This window comes from Luteococcus peritonei (genome assembly GCF_039526385.1).
GTDB lineage: Bacteria > Actinomycetota > Actinomycetes > Propionibacteriales > Propionibacteriaceae > Luteococcus > Luteococcus peritonei.
Genome location: NZ_BAAAIX010000003.1, coordinates 1 through 20,453, shown reverse-complemented (window position 1 = coordinate 20,453; position 20,453 = coordinate 1). Strand labels below are relative to the sequence as shown.

At 67.9% G+C, this 20,453-nt stretch carries 18 protein-coding genes and 4 tRNA genes; 2 read left to right on the top strand and 20 right to left on the bottom strand.

Annotated features, from left to right (window positions below):
• Positions 1 to 82: 82 nt before the first annotated feature.
• From rpsG to rplJ, 7 genes are all read right to left on the bottom strand, one after another.
• Positions 83 to 553, bottom strand: a complete 471-nt coding sequence (gene rpsG, locus ABD073_RS01080) for a 30S ribosomal protein S7 (RefSeq protein WP_343871860.1) — start codon at positions 551 to 553, stop codon at positions 83 to 85.
• The gene (gene rpsL, locus ABD073_RS01075) at positions 553 to 924 is read right to left on the bottom strand and encodes a 30S ribosomal protein S12 (RefSeq protein WP_077340453.1); all 372 of its coding nucleotides are present in this window, start codon (positions 922 to 924) and stop codon (positions 553 to 555) included. The genes rpsG and rpsL overlap by 1 nt, the downstream gene beginning before the upstream one ends.
• A gap of 273 nt (positions 925 to 1,197) precedes the next feature.
• Complete coding sequence (locus ABD073_RS01070) at positions 1,198 to 1,845, bottom strand: MOSC domain-containing protein (RefSeq protein ID WP_343871859.1); 648 nt, start codon at positions 1,843 to 1,845, stop codon at positions 1,198 to 1,200.
• 75 nt (positions 1,846 to 1,920) lie between these two features.
• Positions 1,921 to 5,802 carry a DNA-directed RNA polymerase subunit beta' gene (locus tag ABD073_RS01065; RefSeq protein ID WP_343871858.1) on the bottom strand — a complete coding sequence of 1,294 codons (3,882 nt, stop codon included), beginning with the start codon at positions 5,800 to 5,802 and terminating at the stop codon, positions 1,921 to 1,923.
• 113 nt (positions 5,803 to 5,915) lie between these two features.
• The gene (gene rpoB, locus ABD073_RS01060; protein ID WP_343871857.1) at positions 5,916 to 9,401 is read right to left on the bottom strand and encodes a DNA-directed RNA polymerase subunit beta; all 3,486 of its coding nucleotides are present in this window, start codon (positions 9,399 to 9,401) and stop codon (positions 5,916 to 5,918) included.
• A gap of 358 nt (positions 9,402 to 9,759) precedes the next feature.
• Positions 9,760 to 10,158, bottom strand: coding sequence for a 50S ribosomal protein L7/L12 (gene rplL, locus ABD073_RS01055; protein WP_343871856.1), 399 nt, complete (start codon positions 10,156 to 10,158; stop codon positions 9,760 to 9,762).
• Positions 10,159 to 10,172: 14 nt separating this feature from the next.
• Entirely contained in the window at positions 10,173 to 10,865 is a 693-nt protein-coding gene (gene rplJ, locus ABD073_RS01050; protein ID WP_343871958.1) for a 50S ribosomal protein L10, read from the bottom strand.
• 743 nt (positions 10,866 to 11,608) lie between these two features.
• Between rplJ and ABD073_RS01045 the strand changes: the two genes are divergently transcribed.
• On the top strand, positions 11,609 to 12,346 hold the full coding sequence (locus tag ABD073_RS01045; RefSeq protein ID WP_343871855.1) for a C40 family peptidase: 738 nt from the start codon (positions 11,609 to 11,611) through the stop codon (positions 12,344 to 12,346).
• Between the two features lie 238 nt (positions 12,347 to 12,584).
• Here the strand turns inward: ABD073_RS01045 and rplA are convergent, their stop codons facing one another.
• The 12 genes from rplA to ABD073_RS00985 form a co-directional block, all read right to left on the bottom strand.
• A complete protein-coding gene (gene rplA, locus ABD073_RS01040) occupies positions 12,585 to 13,286 on the bottom strand; it encodes a 50S ribosomal protein L1 (RefSeq protein ID WP_343871854.1) in 702 nt (233 codons plus the stop codon).
• A 141-nt stretch (positions 13,287 to 13,427) separates the two neighbouring features.
• Entirely contained in the window at positions 13,428 to 13,856 is a 429-nt protein-coding gene (gene rplK, locus ABD073_RS01035) for a 50S ribosomal protein L11 (RefSeq protein ID WP_343871853.1), read from the bottom strand.
• Positions 13,857 to 13,953: 97 nt separating this feature from the next.
• Entirely contained in the window at positions 13,954 to 14,790 is an 837-nt protein-coding gene (nusG, locus tag ABD073_RS01030; RefSeq protein WP_343871852.1) for a transcription termination/antitermination protein NusG, read from the bottom strand.
• 26 nt (positions 14,791 to 14,816) lie between these two features.
• On the bottom strand, positions 14,817 to 15,425 hold the full coding sequence (gene secE, locus ABD073_RS01025) for a preprotein translocase subunit SecE (protein ID WP_343871851.1): 609 nt from the start codon (positions 15,423 to 15,425) through the stop codon (positions 14,817 to 14,819).
• 126 nt (positions 15,426 to 15,551) lie between these two features.
• Positions 15,552 to 15,624: transfer RNA gene (locus ABD073_RS01020), tRNA-Trp, on the bottom strand.
• A gap of 68 nt (positions 15,625 to 15,692) precedes the next feature.
• On the bottom strand, positions 15,693 to 16,487 hold the full coding sequence (locus ABD073_RS01015; RefSeq protein ID WP_343871850.1) for a WecB/TagA/CpsF family glycosyltransferase: 795 nt from the start codon (positions 16,485 to 16,487) through the stop codon (positions 15,693 to 15,695).
• A gap of 199 nt (positions 16,488 to 16,686) precedes the next feature.
• Positions 16,687 to 17,829, bottom strand: coding sequence for a UDP-N-acetylmuramate dehydrogenase (locus tag ABD073_RS01010; protein WP_343871849.1), 1,143 nt, complete (start codon positions 17,827 to 17,829; stop codon positions 16,687 to 16,689).
• Complete coding sequence (locus ABD073_RS01005; protein ID WP_343871848.1) at positions 17,826 to 18,254, bottom strand: MaoC/PaaZ C-terminal domain-containing protein; 429 nt, start codon at positions 18,252 to 18,254, stop codon at positions 17,826 to 17,828. The genes ABD073_RS01010 and ABD073_RS01005 overlap by 4 nt, the downstream gene beginning before the upstream one ends.
• Positions 18,251 to 18,688: an FAS1-like dehydratase domain-containing protein gene (locus ABD073_RS01000; protein ID WP_343871847.1), complete on the bottom strand. Its 438-nt coding sequence runs from the start codon at positions 18,686 to 18,688 to the stop codon at positions 18,251 to 18,253. The genes ABD073_RS01005 and ABD073_RS01000 overlap by 4 nt, the downstream gene beginning before the upstream one ends.
• Before the next feature lie 121 nt (positions 18,689 to 18,809).
• Complete coding sequence (rpmG, locus tag ABD073_RS00995) at positions 18,810 to 18,980, bottom strand: 50S ribosomal protein L33 (protein ID WP_343871846.1); 171 nt, start codon at positions 18,978 to 18,980, stop codon at positions 18,810 to 18,812.
• A gap of 57 nt (positions 18,981 to 19,037) precedes the next feature.
• A tRNA-Met gene (locus tag ABD073_RS00990) sits at positions 19,038 to 19,112 on the bottom strand.
• Positions 19,113 to 19,180: 68 nt separating this feature from the next.
• Positions 19,181 to 19,253, bottom strand: a tRNA-Thr gene (locus ABD073_RS00985).
• A gap of 216 nt (positions 19,254 to 19,469) precedes the next feature.
• Between ABD073_RS00985 and deoD the strand changes: the two genes are divergently transcribed.
• A complete protein-coding gene (deoD, locus tag ABD073_RS00980; RefSeq protein WP_343871845.1) occupies positions 19,470 to 20,189 on the top strand; it encodes a purine-nucleoside phosphorylase in 720 nt (239 codons plus the stop codon).
• Between the two features lie 56 nt (positions 20,190 to 20,245).
• Here the strand turns inward: deoD and ABD073_RS00975 are convergent.
• Positions 20,246 to 20,328: transfer RNA gene (locus ABD073_RS00975), tRNA-Tyr, on the bottom strand.
• Between the last annotated feature and the right edge of the window lie 125 nt (positions 20,329 to 20,453).

Genomic DNA, 20,453 nt, shown 5'->3' with positions numbered 1-20,453 from the left:
AAAAGACGTCCGGTACCTGAGTCTACCCGGGCCCGGACGTGATGGTGCCCCGCCGCCGACTGCTCGGCGACGGGGCTGAGGATCACCAGCGGTAGTGGGCGAAGGCCTTGTTGGCCTCGGCCATCTTGTGCGTGTCCTCGCGCTTCTTGACCGAGGCGCCCAGACCGTTCGAGGCGTCCAGGATCTCGTTCATCAGGCGCTCGGCCATGGTCTTCTCACGACGGGCGCGGGAGAAGCTGACCAGCCAGCGCATGCTCAGCGTGGTGGCGCGAGCCGGCTTGACCTCGATCGGCACCTGGTAGGTGGCGCCACCGACGCGACGGCTCTTGACCTCGAGCGAGGGCTTGATGTTGTCCAGCGCGCGCTTCAGGGTCTGCACCGGGTCGACGCCGGTCTTCTCGCGGGTGCCCTCGAGAGCGGTGTAGACGATGTCCTGGGCGGTGGTCTTCTTGCCGTCCAGCAGGATCTTGCTGACCAGCTGGGAGACGAGCGGGGAGCCGTAGACCGGATCCACCATGACGGGGCGCTTGGGCGCCGGTCCCTTGCGAGGCATTACTTCTCCTTCTTGGCGCCGTAGCGGCTACGGGCCTGCTTGCGGCCCTTGACACCCTGGGTGTCGAGGGAGCCGCGGATGATCTTGTAGCGGACGCCGGGCAGGTCCTTCACACGACCGCCGCGGACGAGCACCATCGAGTGCTCCTGCAGGTTGTGGCCGACACCGGGGATGTAGGCGGTCACCTCGATCCCGGAGGAGAGGCGGACACGGGCAACCTTGCGAAGCGCCGAGTTCGGCTTCTTCGGGGTGGTGGTGTACACGCGAGTGCACACGCCACGACGCTGGGGCGAACCCTTGAGCGCGGGAGTCTTGTTCTTGCTGACCTTGTCAGTGCGGCCCTTGCGGACCAACTGCTGGATGGTAGGCACCGGCTGGTATCTCTTTCGTTGTCTGGATGGTCTTACCCTGGCTTTGCAGCTTCCGCGCGATCAGTCGAGGACCACCGTTATCCGTCGTCTGGCGCAGCTGTCTGCAGTGCGAACTCCGCACCGTTGTCCTTCTCCTCGCAACGTTTAGGAGCCGGACCCCACTGCCAGGGCACGCACAAGGCCCGATTCAATCGAGCACAGTGGTCCAATCTAGTCGCTGGCGCGCCGCGGGTCAAAATGGCCGGGCTCCCCAACAGCCCTCTCCAGCGCCCCTCAGCCTGCCCTGGAACGAAGGATCTCGATGTTGTGCTCGTCCAGGTCCCCGGCGGCGCGCAGCACATGGCCCGCCAGCCCGGGCTCCAGCGTGCGGGCCCGGAAGAGCTCGCGGGCCGTGACCCCGTGCTCGGGCACGTGCACGAGGCGCAGCTCGTCGCCGGGGCGGATGGTGCCACCGCGCAGCACGCGCAGGTAGGTGCCCGCTCCCCCGGCCAGGGTGAACTCCTTGATCCAGCCCTCGCGGCCTGCGACGGCCTGGAAGGTACGGCAGGGGATGCGGGCCAGGCTGACCTGCAGCAGGGCGGTGCCGACCTCCCAGCGGCTGCCGACCACCGCCGAGGGCAGGTCGACGCCCGCCGTGGTGAGGTTCTCCCCCATCCAGCCGTTCGCGAGCGGGCTCCCCAGGCGCTCGGACCAGGCGTCGAGCTCCTCGCGCCCCACCGCGTAGACGGCCTTCATGTCGCCGCCGTGGTGCTCCAGGTCCCCGATGTAGTCACCGACCACGCCCGAGGCGTGCTCTCCCCCACGCGGGCCGGGGTCGAAGACCACCAGCTGGTCCACCGGCTGCTTGTGGTGGCCGGTGAACTCGGGCCGCAGCGCCGGGTTGGGCCGCGCGGTGCCCAGATTGGTCGACAGGATGTGCACCCTGGAAGCCTAGTGCGGACATGCCGACGGGGGCGCGTCCTGGTGGACGCGCCCCCGTCGGGTGCAGCAGGTGACTCAGCGCATGTCGCCGAAGTCGAGATCCTCCAGCGGGACCGCCGCGCCCGTGCCCGACCCGAAGTCGTAGTCGAACGGGTCGTAGCTCATGGTGAAGGCCGTGGCCTTCGCCTCCGCGGTGGGCTCCACCCGGATGTTGCGATAGCGCTCCAGGCCGGTGCCGGCCGGGATCAGCTTGCCCAGGATGACGTTCTCCTTCAGACCCAGCAGCGAGTCCGACTTGCCGTGGATCGCGGCATCGGTCAGCACCTTGGTGGTCTCCTGGAAGGAGGCCGCCGACAGCCAGGACTCGGTGGCGAGCGAGGCCTTGGTGATGCCCATCAGCACCGGACGACCCTCAGCAGGCTTCGCACCCTCGGCCAGCGCCTTGCGGTTCTGGGCCTCGTAGGTGGGACGGTCCACGAGCTCACCGGGCATCATCGTGGTGTCGCCGGAGTCGATGACGGTCACGCGACGCAGCATCTGGCGGATGATGATCTCGATGTGCTTGTCGTGGATCGGGGCGCCCTGCGTGCCGTAGACCCGCTGGACCTCCTCCACCAGGTGCTCCTGGACCTTGCGGACGCCGCGCACGCGCAGCACGTCCTGGGGATCCATGGTGCCCGCGGTGAGCTGCTCGCCGGCCTCGACGTGGTCGCCGTCCTTGATCGAGTGCTTGACGCCGTTGGCGTCCTCGAAGTCCAGACGGGCACGGCGCGGCACCGGGTACTCCAGGTCCTCCTGGCCGTCATCACGGGTGATGACGATCTTGCGGGAACGGTCACCCTCCTCGATCGTGACGCGGCCGGCGGCCTCGGCGATCGGGGCCTTGCCCTTGGGCTGGCGGGCCTCGAAGAGCTCGACCACTCGGGGCAGACCCTGGGTGATGTCGTCACCGGCCACACCACCGGTGTGGAAGGTACGCATGGTCAGCTGGGTGCCGGGCTCGCCGATGGACTGGGCCGCGACGATGCCGACGGCCTCGCCCACGTCAACCAGCTTGCCGGTGGCCAGCGAACGGCCGTAGCACATGGCGCAGGTGCCGGTGGCGGCCTCACAGGTGAGCACGGAGCGCACCTTGACCGTCGAGATCCCGGCAGCGACCATCGCCTCGATCTCCAGGTCACCCAGATCGGTGCCGGCCGGCACCACCACGGCGCCCTTGTCGTCGGTCACGTCGACGGCGAGGGTACGGGCGTAGACCGCGGTCTCCACGTTGCCGAGGATGCGCAGCGCGCCGGTCTCGTCGGTCTCGGCGATCTCCTTGGTGAGGCCGCGCTCGGTGCCGCAGTCCTCCTCGCGGATGATCACGTCCTGGCTGACGTCCACCAGACGACGGGTCAGGTAGCCCGAATCGGCGGTGCGCAGAGCGGTGTCGGCCTGTCCCTTGCGGCCACCGTGGGTGGAGATGAAGTACTCCAGGACCGACAGGCCCTCACGGAAGTTCGACTTGATGGGACGGGCGATGATCTCGCCCTTCGGGTTGGCCACCAGGCCACGCATGGCGGCGATCTGGCGCATCTGGGTCATGTTTCCTCGAGCACCCGAGGCCACCATCATGTAGATGGGGTTGGTCTCGGTGAAGTTCTTCTCCATGGCCACGGTCAGCTCGGCCGTCGCGTCGGTCCAGATCTGGATCAGCTCCTGGCGACGCTCGTCCTCGGTCACCGCGCCACGCTCGTAGAGCTTGTCGATCTTGGCGGCCTTGGCGTCGTAGCCGGCGATGATCTCCGGCTTGTTCGGCGGCGTCTGCACGTCGCCGATCGAGACGGTCACACCGGAACGGCTGGCCCAGTAGAAGCCCAGGTCCTTCAGGTTGTCCAGGGTCTGGCCCACCAGGACCTTGGGGTAGCGCTCGGCCAGGTCGTTCACGATGGCGCCCAGCTGCTTCTTGCCCACGGTCTCGTTGATGTAGGCGTAGTCCAGCGGCAGCGCCTCGTTGAAGATGGCGCGGCCCAGCGTGGTCCCCAGGGTGACGGTGCCGTCGGAGTTCACCGTGGCGCCCTCGGGGGCCACGATGCCGGACAGGCGCAGCTTGATCGGCGCACCGATCAGCAGCTCCTTGCGGTCGAAGGCCATCAGCGCCTCGGCGATCGAGGAGAAGGCGCTGCCCTCGCCCTTGCCGGAACGCTCCTGGGTGAGGAAGTACATGCCGATGATCATGTCCTGCGTGGGCAGGGTGACCGGACGGCCGTCGGCGGGCTTCAGGATGTTGTTGGTGGACAGCATCAGGATGCGCGCCTCGGCCTGGGCCTCGGCGGACAGCGGCAGGTGGACTGCCATCTGGTCACCGTCGAAGTCGGCATTGAAGGCGGTGCAGACCAGCGGGTGCAGCTGGATCGCCTTGCCCTCGATCAGCTGGGGCTCGAAGGCCTGGATGCCCAGACGGTGCAGCGTGGGTGCGCGGTTCAGCAGCACCGGGTGCTCCTTGATGACCTCTTCCAGCACGTCCCAGACCTGCGGGCGCTGGCGCTCGACCATGCGCTTGGCGCTCTTGATGTTCTGGGCGTAGTTCAGGTCGTCCAGGCGCTTCATCACGAAGGGCTTGAACAGCTCCAGGGCCATGGCCTTGGGCAGGCCGCACTGGTGCAGCTTGAGCTGCGGGCCCACCACGATGACCGACCGGCCGGAGTAGTCGACGCGCTTGCCCAGCAGGTTCTGGCGGAAACGACCCTGCTTGCCCTTCAGCATGTCGCTGATGGACTTCAGCGGGCGGTTGCCCGGGCCGGTGACCGGACGGCCGCGACGACCGTTGTCGAACAGGGAGTCGACGGCCTCCTGCAGCATGCGCTTCTCGTTGTTCACGATGATCTCGGGGGCACCGAGGTCGAGCAGGCGCTTGAGGCGGTTGTTGCGGTTGATCACGCGGCGGTACAGGTCGTTCAGGTCAGAGGTCGCGAAGCGGCCACCGTCGAGCTGCACCATCGGCCGCAGGTCCGGCGGGATGACCGGGACGGCGTCCAGCACCATGCCGGCCGGCGAGTTGCGGGTGTCCAGGAAGGCGGAGACGACCTTGAGGCGCTTCAGGGCCCGGGTCTTGCGCTGGCCCTTGCCGTTCTGGATGGTCTCCTTGAGGTTCTCGGCCTCCGCGGGCAGGTCGAAGGTGGCCAGGCGACGCTTGATCGCCTCGGCACCCATGAAGCCCTCGAAGTACTTGCCGAAACGGTTCTTCATCTCGCGGTAGAGGATCTCGTCGCCCTCGAGGTCCTGGACCTTGAGGCTCTTGAAACGGCTCCACACGGCGTCCAGGCGGTCCAGCTCGCGCTGGCTGCGGTCACGCAGCTGCTTGAGCTCCTTCTCGCCACCGGCCTTGACCTTCTTGACCACGTCGGCCGAGGCGCCCTCGGACTCGAGCTGGGACAGGTCGGCCTCGAGCTTGCCCATCCGGGCCTCGATGTCGGCGTCGCGGCGCTTCTCGAGCTGCTTGCGCTCGTTCTCGACCTTCGCCTCCAGGGAGGGCAGGTCGCGGTGACGGGCGTCCTCGTCCACCTGGGTGATCATGTAGGCCGCGAAGTAGATGACCTTCTCCAGGTCCTTCGGGGCGATGTCGAGCAGGTAGCCCAGCCGCGAGGGGACGCCCTTGAAGTACCAGATGTGGGTCACGGGGGCGGCCAGCTCGATGTGGCCCATCCGCTCGCGACGCACATTGGAGCGGGTGACCTCGACGCCACAGCGCTCGCAGATGATGCCCTTGAAGCGCACGCGCTTGTACTTGCCGCAGTTGCACTCCCAGTCACGGGTGGGGCCGAAGATCTTCTCGCAGAAGAGGCCGTCACGCTCCGGCTTCAGGGTGCGGTAGTTGATGGTCTCGGGCTTCTTGACCTCGCCGTGCGACCACTCGCGGATCTGGTCGGCGGTGGCCAGACCGATCCGCAGCTCGTCGTAGAAGTTCACGTCCAGCACGTTGGTTCTCTTTCCCCTGCCTTGTGGCGCAGGTGCCTTGATGCGATGTCTGAGTTCGGGTGGCGCGCTCCCCCGGCCGGAACCGGGGGGCGCACCAAGGGACTGAGGTGGACTCAGACTTCGTCGACGACGGCGAACGAGTCGCTGCCGGGACGACGGGAGAGGTCGATGCCGAACTCCTCGGCGGAGCGGTAGTCGTCCTCGCTGTCGCGGAGCTCGACCACGGTGCCGTCACTGGAGAGGACCTCCACGTTCAGGCACAGCGACTTCATCTCCTTGACCAGGACCTTGAACGACTCCGGGATGCCGGGCTCCGGGATGTTCTCGCCCTTGACGATGGCCTCGTAGACCTTCACGCGGCCGGGGACGTCATCGGACTTGATGGTCAGCAGCTCCTGCAGGGCCCAGGCGGCGCCGTACGCCTCCATGGCCCACACCTCCATCTCACCGAAGCGCTGGCCACCGAACTGCGCCTTGCCGCCCAGCGGCTGCTGGGTGATCATCGAGTACGGGCCGGTGGAACGGGCGTGGATCTTGTCGTCCACCAGGTGGTGCAGCTTGAGCATGTACATGTAGCCCACGCCGACCTTCTCCGGGTACGGCTCGCCGGAGCGGCCGTCGAACAGGCGGGCCTTGCCATCGGCGTCGACCAGCCGGTCGCCGTCGCGGGTCGGGATGCCATTGGCCAGCAGGCCGGAGATCTCCGCCTCGTTGGCGCCGTCGAAGACCGGGGTGGCCAGGCGGGCGTCGCCGTCCACATGGCCCAGGCCGACGTCGCGCAGGCGCTCGGCCCACTCGCCCTCGATGCCCTCGATGTCCCAACCGGTCTTGGCGATCCAGCCGAGGTGGTTCTCGAGCACCTGGCCGACGTTCATGCGCGAGGGCACGCCCATCGGGTTCAGGACGATGTCGACGGGGGTGCCGTCCTCCAGGAAGGGCATGTCCTCCACCGGCAGGATCTTCGAGATGACGCCCTTGTTGCCGTGACGGCCGGCGAGCTTGTCACCATTGGAGATCTTGCGCTTCTGGGCCACGTAGACGCGGACCAGCTGGTTGACGCCCGGAGGCAGCTCGTCGCCCTCCTCGCGGTCGAAGACGCGCACGCCGATGACCACGCCGGTCTCGCCGTGGGGCACCTTCATCGAGGTGTCGCGCACCTCGCGGGCCTTCTCGCCGAAGATGGCGCGCAGCAGGCGCTCCTCGGGGGTCAGCTCGGTCTCGCCCTTCGGGGTGACCTTGCCCACCAGGATGTCGCCGGTGCCGACCTCGGCGCCGATCCGGATGATGCCGCGCTCGTCCAGGTTGGCCAGCATCTCCTCGGAGACGTTCGGGATGTCCCGGGTGATCTCCTCGGGGCCGAGCTTGGTGTCACGCGCGTCGACCTCGTGCTCCTCGATGTGGATCGAGGTGAGGACGTCGTCCTGGACCAGGCGCTGCGAGAGGATGATCGCGTCCTCGTAGTTGTGGCCCTCCCAGCTCATGAAGGCGACGAGCAGGTTGCGGCCCAGGGCCATCTCGCCACCGTCGGTGCAGGGACCGTCGGCCAGCGGGGTGCCGACCTCGACACGCTGCCCCTGGGTGACCAGCGGGCGCTGGTTGATACAGGTGCCGGCATTGGAGCGCTTGAACTTCTGCAGCTTGTAGGTCTGGTAGGTGCCGTCGTCGCAGGCCACGTCGATCAGGTCCGCGGAGACATTCATCACCACGCCGGCCTTCGCGGCGACGGTCACGTCGCCGACGTCGATGGCCGAGCGGTACTCCATGCCGGTGCCGACGAAGGGGGCCTCGTTGCGCAGCAGCGGCACGGCCTGGCGCTGCATGTTGGCGCCCATCAGGGCTCGCGAGGCGTCGTCGTGCTCCAGGAAGGGGATCAGCGCGGTGGCCACGGAGACCATCTGGCGCGGCGAGACGTCCATGTACTCGACGTCGGTGCGCGGGACGGTGTCCACGTCGCCGTGCTTGATGCGCACCAGGACACGGTCCTCGGTGAACTGGCCGTTCTCGTCCACCTCGGCATTGGCCTGGGCGATGACGTAACGGTCCTCCTCGTCGGCCGTCAGGTAGTCGATCTGGTCGGTCACGTGACCGTCGACGACCTTGCGGTAGGGCGTCTCGATGAAGCCGAAGGCGTTCACCCGGGCGAAGGAGGCCAGCGATCCGATCAGGCCGATGTTCGGGCCTTCAGGGGTCTCGATGGGGCACATGCGGCCGTAGTGCGAGGGGTGGACGTCACGGACCTCCATGCCGGCGCGGTCACGGGACAGACCACCGGGGCCCAGCGCGGACAGACGACGCTTGTGCGTCAGGCCGGCCAGGGGGTTGTTTTGGTCCATGAACTGGCTGAGCTGGGAGGTTCCGAAGAACTCCTTCAGCGCGGCGGTCACCGGACGGATGTTGATCAGGGTCTGCGGGGTGATGGCCTCGATGTCCTGGGTGGTCATCCGGTCGCGCACCACGCGCTCCATGCGACCCAGGCCGGTGCGCAGCTGGTTCTGGATCAGCTCGCCGACCGTGCGCAGGCGACGGTTGCCGAAGTGGTCGATGTCATCCTCTTCGACGATCACCTGGGCGCCGTCGCGCTCGATCTCGGTCTTGCCCTCGTGCAGCGCGACCACGTAGTGGATGGCGGCGACGATGTCGTCGACGGTCAGCACCTGCTGGTCGAAGGGCAGGCCCAGGCCCAGCTTCTTGTTGATCTTGTAGCGACCAACCTTGGCCAGGTCATAGCGCTTCGGGTTGAAGTAGTAGTTCTTCAGCAGCGCCTCGGCGGCGTCACGGGCCGGCGGCTCGCCCGGACGCAGCTTGCGGTAGATGTCCAGCAGCGCCTCGTCCTGGGTGGAGACGTGGTCCTTCTCCAGGGTCTGGCGGATCGACTCGTACTCGCTGAACTCCTCGAGGATGCGCTCGTCGGTCCAGCCCAGGGCCTTGAGCAGCACGGTGACGTTCTGCTTGCGCTTGCGGTCCAGGCGGACGCCCACCATGTCGCGCTTGTCCACCTCGAACTCCAGCCAGGCACCGCGCGAGGGGATGATCTTGCACGTGAAGATGTCCTTGTCGGACGTCTTGTCCGGGGTCTGCTCGAAGTAGACGCCGGGCGAACGGACCAGCTGCGAGACGACGACGCGCTCGGTGCCGTTGATGATGAAGGTGCCCTTGTCGGTCATCAGCGGGAAGTCGCCGATGAAGACCGTCTGGCTCTTGATCTCGCCGGTGTCGTTGTTCATGAACTCGGCGGTGACGAACAGCGGGGCGGCGTAGGTGACGTCGCGGTCCTTGCACTCGTCGACGGAGTACTTGGGGCTCTCGAAACGGTGGTCGCGGAAGCTCAGCGACATGGTCTCGGAGAAGTCCTCGATCGGGGAGATCTCCTCGAAGATCTCCTCCAGCCCGGACTTGGTGTTGACATCGGTGCGGCCGGCGGCGAGGGCCTCGTCGACGCTCGCGCGCCAGGCCTCGTTGCCGATCAGCCAGTCGAAGGACTTCGTCTGGAGGTCGAGCAGGTTGGGAACTTCGAGCGGTTCGTGGATCTTCGCGAAGGAGATTCGTCCGCTGGAGGAGACGACGTTGGTGTTCTTCGACGCAGTGCGCGAGGCGGCCAAGATATTGGTCCTTCCAAGAACTCGGAAAGGGTTCTTTGCATGCAGAACGGCCCGTGTCAAGCCACGGGTCGACAGTTTGGCGATGGGGCAAAAAGCCACGATACGCGTTCTTCAGCAATAAATCAATACGGGTGCACGGCGGTGCCGCGGACCCTTCTGCCGCCCCGGCGCCCCGTTGCGCCCGGCAGCCTGCCCGAGTTCGACCAACTCTACCCCTCGTACCGGGAGGCTCCAAGATCCCCGCCCCGGCGCGTCCGGACCAGCGCGACAGGTCGGGTCCGGATGGACGACGACGGGGTGGCCGGTCTCCCGGCCACCCCGTCGGTGGTTCTTCAGCGCTCCCCCGCAGGGGATGTCGTCACTTGACGGTGACGGTGGCGCCGGCAGCCTCGAGCTGCTCCTTGGCCTTGGCGGCGGCGTCCTTGGCAACCTTCTCCAGGACGGGCTTCGGCGCACCCTCGACGAGGTCCTTGGCCTCCTTGAGGCCCAGGCTGGTGAGCGCGCGCACCTCCTTGATGACCTGGATCTTCTTGTCGCCGGCGGACTCGAGGATCACGTCGACCTCGTCGGAGCCCTCGTCGGCGGCGGAGTCGTCGCCACCAGCGGCGCCACCGGCCGCGGGAGCGGCGGCAACGGCGACGGGGGCGGCAGCGGTGACGCCGAAGGCATCCTCGAACTGCTTGACGAACTCGCTGAGCTCGATCAGGGTCATCTCCTTGAAGGCATCAAGGAGCTCTTCAGTGCTGAGCTTGGCCATGACTGGTCCTTTCCTTACTTGTCAGATGCAGCGTCAGCCGCGTCGGTGGTATCAGCATCGGCAGCGGCCGCTGCCTGGTCAGCAGCAGGAGCTGCATCGGTTGCCGCATCAGCGGCGGGTGCCTCGGAGCTGGGCTCCTCGGCGTCCTGGTCTGCCGCAGGCGCCTGACCGGCGCCGGCGATGATCGAGGGATCGGCCTGAGCGGCCGACTCCAGCGCACCCAGGGCGCGAGCGGCCTGGGAGAGCGGAGCGGCGAACAGGGAGACGGCCTGCTGCAGGCTGCCCTGCAGCGCGCCGGCCATCTTCGCGAGGAGGACCTCGCGGGACTCGAGGTCGGCAAGCTTCTTGACCTCGTTGGCGTCAAGGACCTTTCCGTCCATGACACCACCCTTGATCACCAGGAGGGGGTTAGCCTTTGCGAAGTCGCGCAGACCCTTCGCAACGGTGGCAACGTCACCGTTGATGAAGGCGATGGCGGTGGGACCGGTGAGCTGCTCGTCGAGCCCCTCAATGCCGGCATCCTTGGCCGCGATCGTGGTCAGGGTGTTCTTCGCAACGGCGTACGTGGCGTTCTCGCCGAGCGACCGACGCAGTTCCTTCAGGTCGCTCACGGTGAGTCCGCGGTACTCGGTCAGCACGGCTGCCTCGGAGCTGGAGAACTTCTCCTTCAGCTCACTGACCGCAGCTGCCTTGTCTGGCCTCGCCATTGGGTCTCCTTCCCACTTCCTGTGATTCGCGATCCGCCACGGGGACAGATCGCCGGTGCCCTTCCCACTGGCACGGGGCAACAAAAAAGCCCCGTCGCCCAGGTGGCGCGGGGCAACTTCCGGATCCGACAGCCATGCGGACATGGTCCCCGGAACTGGGAGTTGTACTGCGTTCACCTGCGCGGGCGACCCGTCAAGAGACGGATACTTTGTGCTGCCAGCGGTCTTCGGCCCTCCTACTCTAGGCCAGCGACGGGCCCCGACCAAATCGGGCCACTCCCCCTCTGACCCGACGGCGCGGCTCGGCTCGGCTCCCAGCACCACCTGTGACGCCGCACACACGCGCGCGAGGACCACCGGCGCCCGCGCCCCCGAGCGAGCGGACCCGCTGACCCGGAGATCCTGAGAAAGTTGCCGCCCCGACGGGCCCGGTGAGGACCTCGGACGACGGCGGCCCGGGAAGTCTCAACTCGGACGCCCGCCCATCATGTGTGATGAATTTCACAGTTGTTCACCTCAGCGCGAACGAAGAAACCAAGCAGACAAGGGCTTTCAGCCCGGTTCACCGCTGGGCGTAAACAGTTGGCGTGGGCGGCTGAGAAGTCTTAATGGAGTCTGAGAGTTGTCCCAGAACATTCAGCCACGTACTGTTCCTCAGGTCGGTCCGCAAGGGCCATCCACGTACCGCGAAAGACGAACGGTCACCGACCCACTCGATGACCGCGCACCATTCAAGGGAGACCATGTCCAAGATCCGCACCTCTGCCATCGCCGCCACCGCCACCCTGGCCGTCGGCGCCGGCAGCCTCGCCGGGGCGACCCCCGCCCAGGCAGCCGTCTGCTCGAGCACCCCCAATGTGTACTGCTCGATGGCCTACGCGAAGAAGGTTCCGACCACCTTGGTCCCCGGCAGCAAGGGCACCGCGGTGCGCAACCTGCAGCAGGCCCTCAAGCAGGTCCGCATCAGCGTCAAGGTCACCGGCGTCTACGACAGCCAGACCACCAAGGCCGTTCGCGCCTACCAGGCCTCCCGCAAGATCTCCACCACCGGCAACACCGGCCCCCAGACCCGCCACGCCCTGCGCGTCGGCGCCGGCGTGAAGGTGAAGAAGCGCGTCGCCGCCCAGAGCACCAGCAGCCGTGCGCAGAAGGCCGTGAACTTCGCCTACGCGCAGATCGGCAAGCCCTACCGCTACGGCGCCACCGGCCCCTCCAGCTACGACTGCTCCGGCCTGACCGGTGCTGCCTGGAAGGCCGCCGGCGTGAAGATCCCCCGCACCTCCGGCGCCCAGTGGCGCGGTCTGAAGAAGGTCAGCAGGTCCAGCCTGCGCCCCGGCGACATCGTCGTCTTCTACGGCGGCGGCCACGTGGGCATGTACGTCGGCAACGGCTACGTGATCCACGCCCCGCGCACCGGCCAGAACGTCAAGAAGGTCAAGATGAGTTCGATGGGCTTCACCGCCGCCGTGCGCCCCGCCTGATCCCTTCTCGGCAGAAGGCCCGGCTCCCCTCGGGGGGAGGCCGGGCCTTCCTGCATTCCCGGACGGTTCCGACAGCCGGGCCCCCGCACCCCCGGGCCCTGTCACAGCGGCAGGACCGGGGTCGCGCTCCCCCGCAGCCGGCGCACCTCGGACACCTTCCGGGACCAGGCCCGGCCAGGACGCACGAATCCCCCGCCGGCCGGTGGCCGACGGGGGATACGTCGTGGAGCTCTGGGGATCAGGCCTCAGCGGGCTTGACCTTGGCGGGGTCGATGGCCACGCCGGGGCCCATGGTCGAGGAGACCGTGATCTTCTTGATGTAGCGACCCTTCGAGGCGTTCGGCTTGAGACGCAGGATCTCGTCCAGGGCCGCGAAGTAGTTCTCCTGCAGCTGCTTGGCGTCGAAGGAGGCCTTGCCGATCAGGAAGTGGAGGTTCGCGTGGCGGTCCACGCGGAACTCGATCTTGCCGCCCTTGATGTCGCTGACGGCCTTGGCCACGTCCATGGTGACGGTGCCGGTCTTGGGGTTCGGCATCAGACCGCGGGGGCCCAGCACGCGGCCCAGGCGACCGACCTTGCCCATCAGGTCCGGGGTGGCCACGACTGCATCGAAGTCCAGGTAGCCGCCAGCCACCTTCTCGATCAGGTCGTCGTTGCCAACCTCGTCCGCGCCCGCGGCCTTGGCGGCCTCGGCGTTCGGGCCCGTGGCGAAGACAAGGACCCTTGCCGTCTTGCCGGTGCCGTGGGGGAGGTTGACGGTGCCGCGGACCATCTGGTCCGCCTTGCGGGGGTCGACGCCGAGTCGCATGGCGACATCGATCGTCTCGTCGAACTTGGCCGAGGCGCCGGTCTTGACGAGCTCGAGGGCCTGCTCCGGGGAGTAGAGCTCGTTCTCGTCACGCTTCTCGGCGGCGGCCTGGTAGGCCTTGCTGCGCTTCATGTCTGGTTCCTTCGTTCGTATTGCAGTCAGCCTCGTGGGCTGATCCACCAGGTTCTGGTACGGGCCGCGCCGGCCCTGCCAGGTGCTCCGTGCGGAGCGGGTCTCGTGGCTGCGTCATGGCCGCAGGTCACGAGAGGGGTGTCACTCGACGGTGACGCCCATGGAGCGGGCGGTGCCCTCGACGACCTTCATCGCGGCCTCGACGTCGTTGGCGTTGAGGTCCGGGAGCTTGGTCGTGGCGATCTCGCGCACCTGGTCCTTGGTGAGCTTGCCCACCTTGTCCTTGTGCGGCACGGCGGAGCCCTTGGACAGGCCCGCAGCCTTCTTGATCAGCTCGGCCGCCGGGGGCGTCTTCGTGATGAAGGTGAACGTGCGGTCCTCGTAGATGGTGATCTCGACGGGGATGATGTTGCCGCGCTGGGATTCGGTCTTGGCGTTGTACGCCTTGCAGAATTCCATGATGTTGACGCCGTGCGGGCCGAGAGCGGTACCGACCGGCGGTGCGGGAGTGGCTGCACCCGCCTGCAGGGCGACCTTGACGAGCGCCGCTACCTTCTTCTTGGGAGGCATGTGTTGGGTCCTTTTTCCTTGGCTGGGTCGCACGGGATGTGCGGCCGCTGTTCTTGCGGTGGCCGACCTGGCGGATCGGCCGCGTGACGCCGACCGCTCAGATGCGGGCGATCTGCGGGAAGGTCAGGTCGACCGGGGTCTCGCGACCCAGGATCTCGACCAGGGCCTTGAGCCGCTGGCTGTTCACGTTGATCTCGGTGATGGTGGCGTGGACGCCTGCGAAGGGTCCGTCGACCACCTGGACGGAGTCGCCGACCTCGAAGTCGACGACCTCCACCTTCTTGCGGGTCTTCGGGCTGGGGGTGGTCTGCTCGGCAGCCACCTTGGCCACGACGGAGGGGGTCAGCATCTTCTCGACCTCGTCCAGGCTCAGCGGCACGGGGGTCTGGCCCTGGCCCACGAAACCGGTGACCGAGGGCGTGTGGCGCACGGTGCCCCAGGACTCGTCGGTCAGGTCCATGCGGACCAGCACGTAGCCCGGCAGGACGGTGCGGGTGACCGTCTTGCGGGCACCATTGCGGATCTCGACCGCGGTCTCGGTGGGGACGACGGTCTCGAAGATGTAGTCCTCCATGTTCAGCGTCTGGACGCGCGCATCCAGGTTCTGCTTCACACGGTTCTCCATGCCGGAGTAGGTGTGGACCACGTACCACTCGCCGAACTTGGTGCGCAGCTCGCTGCGCAGCTCCTCCAGGGCGGCCTCCAGGGCCTCGTCCTGGTCGGGATCGGCGACGGCCTGCTCGTCGGCGGACTCCTCCTCGTCGAAGCCCAGGTTGAGCTGGATGTCGTCGGCCTCGGCGGAGACATCCTCACCGAAGTCGAGGTTCAGCTCCTGCTCGGGTGCCTCTTCGGTGGCATCGTCGAGCTGCCCCAGATCGATCTCGACCTCGGGAGTCTCGTCGACGGACTCGTCGAACTCAGGATTGTTGGTCACGTGGAATCTCCGTTGTTGGGGCGGGGTCACTTGCCGAAGGCCTGCAGCAGGACCCAACCGAAGATCGGATCCAGCACGCCCACGTAGGCGACGATGAACAGGACGAAGGCGAGGACCACCACGAAGTACTGGCTGAGCTGGGATCCGGTGGGCCAGATCACCTTGCGCAGCTCGTCGGCGGACTGCCCCACGAAGGCTGCGGGGGTGGTGCGCCGGGTCTTGCCAGAGGTGGTCGCCTGCTGGCGGCCACCGCGCGAGCGGGCCGGCGCGGCCTCCACCTCGGTGGAACGACGCACCGGGCGCACCTGCTGCAGTGCGGCCGCGGAACCGGTGTGGTCTTCGGGCTCGTCGGCCTCGCCCGTGCTCTCGGGGGCTGCCTGCTCGTCGAGAGGTCGCGTCCGGCGCACCGGACGAGGCATCACGGGCCGGGCCGCGGTGGCACCGCCACCCTCTCCGCGCTCGGCGGCCGGCTGCTCGTCCGCGGGCTGGTCCTGGGCCGGCACGGCAGTGCGGCGACGGGGACGCGAGCGACGGGCCTGGTCAGCAACCACCTCAGGGTCGGCCTCGGGCTCGGGCCGGTGATCAGCCACCTCGAAGTCGGGCTCCGACGGGTCCACCGCGTCATCATGCGACATGGGGGTCTGCTCGTCGGCCACGGTATTCCTTCGTTCGCGCCTCTCGGCTCGTGTCGGTGATCCGGTCGGGATCGACTGGCTGACCCTGGCGGGCCTGGACTGGTCGGCAGGTGTGAACCTGCTTCGCAGGGCAAGAGGGACTTGAACCCCCAACCTGCGGTTTTGGAGACCGCTGCTCTGCCAATTGAGCTATTGCCCTTCGATGGCCCCGAAGGTGCCACCAAGATGAAAAGTATAGGCGCTTTCGCCCGGGGAGTCGAACCGGGCCTAGCCGCGCGCGGCGCGCAGCCGCTTCAGCCCGGCGCGTCCCACCAGCGAGACGGCATAGGGGATGTCGTCGAGCAGGTAGCGCCGGCCCAGGCGACGCGGCTCCTGCAGCAGGCGGAAGGCCCACTCGGCACCCAGGTCCTGCAGCTTGGGGTGCGCCCGCCTGACCTCGCCGGCCGCCATGTCGAGGGCCGCACCGCAGCCCATGAACCAGGTCTTGGGCAACGACTCACGCAGCATGAGCGCCACCCGCTCCTGCTTGGGGAAGCCCAGGGCGACGTAGCACAGGTCGGGCGAGAGCTGCTGCATCCGGGCCACCAGGTCGGCCATGTAGGCCGGGTCCTGCTCGAAGCCCTTCGGCGGGGCGTCGTGACCCACCACCTCCAGACCGGGGAACTGGCGCTCGAACTCCACGCCGGCTCGCTCGGCGACCCCGGGAGCGGCGCCCAGCAGGAAGACGGTCCGCCCGCGCCGGGCGGCCTCGCGCGACAGGTCCCAGACCAGGTCCGCGCCGGTCACCCGCTCCGGAAGCGGGGTTCCCTGCAGGCGGGAGGCCCAGACCACCGGCATGCCGTCCGCGACGATCAGGGTGGAGCCATCCAGCACGTCGCGATGCCTGGGCATCCGCAGCCGGTACATGATGTCCACGTTCGCGGTGAGCAGCAGGCCACCGCGGCCCTGGTCCAGTTCGTGCATCACCTGCTGGACGGTCTCCTGCTGGGTCAGCACGTGCAGCGGGATCCCGTCGACGTCGACGGTCTGCAGCTCCGCGTCAGGGCTGGTCCTGGTGTGCATGTTGCTCCCCGAGTCACTGCCCGGGGGCGGCACGCTGGCCGTCCCGTCCGGACGCGCGAGATCTTCGCGTGCCTTCGAGGTTACGACAAGCGGGCGCCAACAAGGACATCCGAAGCGGCCGCGGAAGCCCTGACTGGCCATTGGTGAGCGTGCATCCTGCGCTGCCCAGACAGCAGATCCTCAACTTCGCTCAACTTCTTCAGAGCGAGCAGCCCACCAGCACCGGCTCGGCCTCCAGGACGACTCCATAGGCCTGCTCGACCCCGTCGCGCACCCTGCGGGCCAGCTCCACGACGTCGGCGGTCCTGGCCCCGCCCCGGTTGGTCAGCGCCAGCGTGTGCTTGGTCGAGAGCCTGGCCGGCCCCTGGCCGAAGCCCTTGGCGAAGCCGGCATGATCGATCAACCAGGCGGCCGAGGACTTCACCATCCCGCCGCCGGCGTCGAAGCGCGGCGCCTCGGGGGGCAGCAGCTGGGCCTGCTCGGGGGTGAGCACCGGATTGGTGAAGAAGCTGCCCGCGCTCCAGGTGTCGTGGTCGGTGGGATCGCTGACCATGCCCTTGCCGCGGCGCAGCTCCAGAACGGCCTCACGGACCGCGTGGATGGTGCTGCGCTCCCCCACCTCGACACCGAGACGCCGCGCCAGCTCGGCATAGCGGATCGGGATGCTGCGGGAGGCCAGCTCGAGCTGGAAGACCACCTCGAGCACCACGTAGCGGCCGGTCGGCCCGCCCTGCGGCATCCGGGTGCGCTTGAAGACTGAGTCACGGTAGGAGAAGTCGCACTCGCCCGCGGTGAAGGTGCGGTACTCGCCGGTGACCCGGTCCAGGGTCCGCACCCGGTAGACCACCTGGGAGACATCGCTGCCATAGGCCCCGACGTTCTGGATCGGGGTGGAGCCGACCAGGCCCGGGATCCCGGAGAGCGTCTCCAGGCCGGACCAGTCCTGCTCCAGGGTGTAGGCCACGAAGTCGTCCCAGGGCTCGCCGGCGGCCACCGTGACCACCGCTCCCCCGCAGCCGGAGACGTCGGCGCGGATGCCGCGGGTGGCGACCTTGACCACCGTTCCCTCGAAGCCCTCGTCGGCCACCAGCAGGTTGGAACCTCCCGAGAGCACCAACAGCGTTTCACCGGCGGCGTCGGCCTCGCGCACTGCGGCCAGCAGCTCCTGCTCGGAGGTGGCGACCACCAGGCGACGCGCAGGCCCGCCGAGCCGGAAGGTGGTGTGCTCGGCCAGCACCGGACTGTCGCTGCCCCTCTCGGGCTGGTGATCCGGCCCGGGGACATGGGTGATGTCGCAGCCGGTGTCGTCGTCCAGGGAGAATCCCCCGATCGGGATGGTCATCGTGCCTCCTCCAACCACACCTCGGCACGGGCGGCGCCCAGTACCTTCTCGTCGCCGCTGGTGGCCTCCAGCTGCACGGTGGCCACCCCGTCGGCCACCTGGGTGACCGTGCCGCCGAAGCGGACCAGCAGGCCCTCGTCGTCGTCCGGCACCTGCAGCGGCCGGGTGAACCGGACGAAGTAGCTCTGCACCAGGCCGGGATCGCTGCACCAGTCGGTGACCACACGCAGCGCGGTGCCCATGGTCCACATCCCGTGGGCCACCACACCCGGCAGGCCGATGGCCCGGGCGTGGCGGTCGCTGAAGTGGATCGGGTTCAGGTCGGTGGAGGCGCCGGAGTAGCGCACCACCTCGGGGCGCCCCAGGCGCACCTCGAGGCCTGGCAGCTGGTCGCCGACGGCGACCGCGGCGGGGTCGAAGCTCATGCGTCCTCCCGGGTGTGGATCAGCTGGCTGGTGGCGATGCACAGGTCCTCGCCGTCGACGGTCTGCATCCGGACCGCGACGGTGACCATGTCGGTGGCGCCGCGGCTGCGGACCTTCTCGATCGTCAGCCGCGCCACGACGTCGTCGCCCTCGCGCATCGGTCGTGCCCAGTCGAAGCGCTGGTCGGCGTGCATGGTCCGCATCAGGGCCAGGTCGAGCTCCGGATCGTCGAACAGGGCCTGCCAGGCGCGGGCCCCGATCACCATGGCGAAGGTGGGCGGCGCCACCGGCGAGGAGCCGGCATAGGCCGGGTTCGGGTCGCCGCCGTCACGACCGCCGAGGGCCTGGGCGAACTCGGCGATCTTGGCGCGGCTGACGCGATAGGGCTCGGTGGGCGGGTAGCTGCGGCCCACGTGCTCGGGGGTGATCGGCATGCAGCCGAGGCTATCGAACCGACGCCCCGGGCGTCGCTGACCCGCCCATCGGCACCGGACCGGGAACGACGCAGGAGCCGCCACCCCATGGGTGACGGCTCCTGCGTGAAGAGTCAGATGCTCAGCGGGTCTCGCGGTGAGCGGTGTGCTTGCTGCACTTGGGGCAGAACTTCTGCAGCTCCAGACGATCAGGATCGTTGCGACGATTCTTCTTCGTGATGTAGTTGCGCTCCTTGCACTCGGTGCAGGCAAGCGTGATCTTGGGACGAATGTCCCCGCCCTTCTTGGCCATCTTCAGTCCTTCATGTGCTGGTGTGCGCAGACCTGCCGGCCGGCAGGTCTTCCGTGCTGGTAGCGGAGGCGGGAATCGAACCCGCGACACAGCGATTATGAGCCGCTTGCTCTACCCCTGAGCTACCCCGCCATATTGTCTCCGGGCCGCTTCGGTGACCCGAAACCGTTTGGGTTGACGGCAGGCCCAGGAACAATCAGAGCCCCCAAGCGGAATCGAACCGCTGACCTTCTCCTTACCATGGAGACGCTCTACCTACTGAGCTATAGGGGCTTGCCGAGGAGCTAACTTACATGGTGAGCGAGCTCACTTCAAATCCAGTCCTTCGGCGCCGTCCGGCTCGGCAACAAGCTGCTCCGGGCGACCCGCACAATGCTAGAGGACACCGGGCCCCGGCGCCAATCGGGGCTCCCGGCCCGCCGTACACCCGTAGTCTGGGGCCTGCCAGGGGCCCCGGCCCCATCCCCGTCACGGCCGAAAGGAACCACCATGGCCACTCCCCACATCGGTTGCGAGAAGGGCGACATCGCCGAGCTGGTGCTGATGCCCGGCGACCCGCGTCGCGCCCGCCGCATCGCCGAGACCTTCCTGGACGACGCCCGCCTGGTCAGCGAGGTGCGCGGCAACGAGATCTACACCGGCAGCCACCAGGGCACCCCGATGAGCGTGATGGCCTCCGGGATGGGCGTGCCCACCACGGCGCTGTACGCCACCGAGCTCTTCCGCTTCTACGGCGTGCGCCGGATCTGCCGCGTGGGCACCACCGGCGGCATCTCGTCGAAGGTCAAGGTGCGCGATGTCATCATCGCCAACGCCGCCCACACCAATTCGTCGATCTCGACCATCCTGGTGCCGGACGTGCACCTCTCGCTGACCGCCAGCTTCGACATGCTGCGCGGAGCCGTGGACCAGGCCCGCGCCTCCGCCCCCGAGGGCGTGCAGGTGCACGTCGGCCCGGTCTACTCCAGCGACTTCTTCTACCTGGACCGCCCCGACATCGTCGCCGGCCTGGACAAGCTGGGGACGCTGGGCGTCGAGATGGAGTCCGCGGCGCTCTTCGGCTGCGCGTTGGCCGAGGACGCCGAGGCGCTCACCGTGCTGACCGTCAGCGACCATCTCACCAACGGCGCCGGTGACATGAGCGCCGAGGAGCGCGAGACCAGCTTCGGCAATGCCCTGCAGATCGCCGCGGCCGGGCTGCTCGCCTGAGCCGCGCCGGCCCGACACCACGAAAGCCCCGGATCATCAGATCCGGGGCTTTCGAGTGGCAGGTCTAGGGTTCGAACCTAGGTAGGCGTACGCCGACAGATTTACAGTCTGCTCCCTTTGGCCACTCGGGCAACCTGCCATTGCTGGTCTCCCAGCGAGGACAAACACTAGCAGCCTCGAGCCGCGCCGCCAAACTGGCTCTTCGGACTTGAGGTGGGGGTCACGTGTCGAGGCCGCCGGCGATGAGTAGGCAGCGGAGGCGGT

What these genes read in the sequence shown, in the direction of transcription:
- deoD (WP_343871845.1), top strand. Translation starts at nt 19,470, where the DNA reads ATGGCCACTCCCCACATCGGTTGCGAGAAGGGCGACATCGCCGAGCTG.
- rplJ (WP_343871958.1), bottom strand. Translation starts at nt 10,865, where the DNA reads ATGGCGAGGCCAGACAAGGCAGCTGCGGTCAGTGAGCTGAAGGAGAAG.
- rpsG (WP_343871860.1), bottom strand. Translation starts at nt 553, where the DNA reads ATGCCTCGCAAGGGACCGGCGCCCAAGCGCCCCGTCATGGTGGATCCG.
- rplL (WP_343871856.1), bottom strand. Translation starts at nt 10,158, where the DNA reads ATGGCCAAGCTCAGCACTGAAGAGCTCCTTGATGCCTTCAAGGAGATG.
- ABD073_RS01045 (WP_343871855.1), top strand. Translation starts at nt 11,609, where the DNA reads ATGTCCAAGATCCGCACCTCTGCCATCGCCGCCACCGCCACCCTGGCC.
- ABD073_RS01000 (WP_343871847.1), bottom strand. Translation starts at nt 18,688, where the DNA reads ATGCCGATCACCCCCGAGCACGTGGGCCGCAGCTACCCGCCCACCGAG.
- ABD073_RS01005 (WP_343871848.1), bottom strand. Translation starts at nt 18,254, where the DNA reads ATGAGCTTCGACCCCGCCGCGGTCGCCGTCGGCGACCAGCTGCCAGGC.
- ABD073_RS01010 (WP_343871849.1), bottom strand. Translation starts at nt 17,829, where the DNA reads ATGACCATCCCGATCGGGGGATTCTCCCTGGACGACGACACCGGCTGC.
- rplA (WP_343871854.1), bottom strand. Translation starts at nt 13,286, where the DNA reads ATGAAGCGCAGCAAGGCCTACCAGGCCGCCGCCGAGAAGCGTGACGAG.
- secE (WP_343871851.1), bottom strand. Translation starts at nt 15,425, where the DNA reads ATGTCGCATGATGACGCGGTGGACCCGTCGGAGCCCGACTTCGAGGTG.
- ABD073_RS01015 (WP_343871850.1), bottom strand. Translation starts at nt 16,487, where the DNA reads ATGCACACCAGGACCAGCCCTGACGCGGAGCTGCAGACCGTCGACGTC.
- rpmG (WP_343871846.1), bottom strand. Translation starts at nt 18,980, where the DNA reads ATGGCCAAGAAGGGCGGGGACATTCGTCCCAAGATCACGCTTGCCTGC.
- rplK (WP_343871853.1), bottom strand. Translation starts at nt 13,856, where the DNA reads ATGCCTCCCAAGAAGAAGGTAGCGGCGCTCGTCAAGGTCGCCCTGCAG.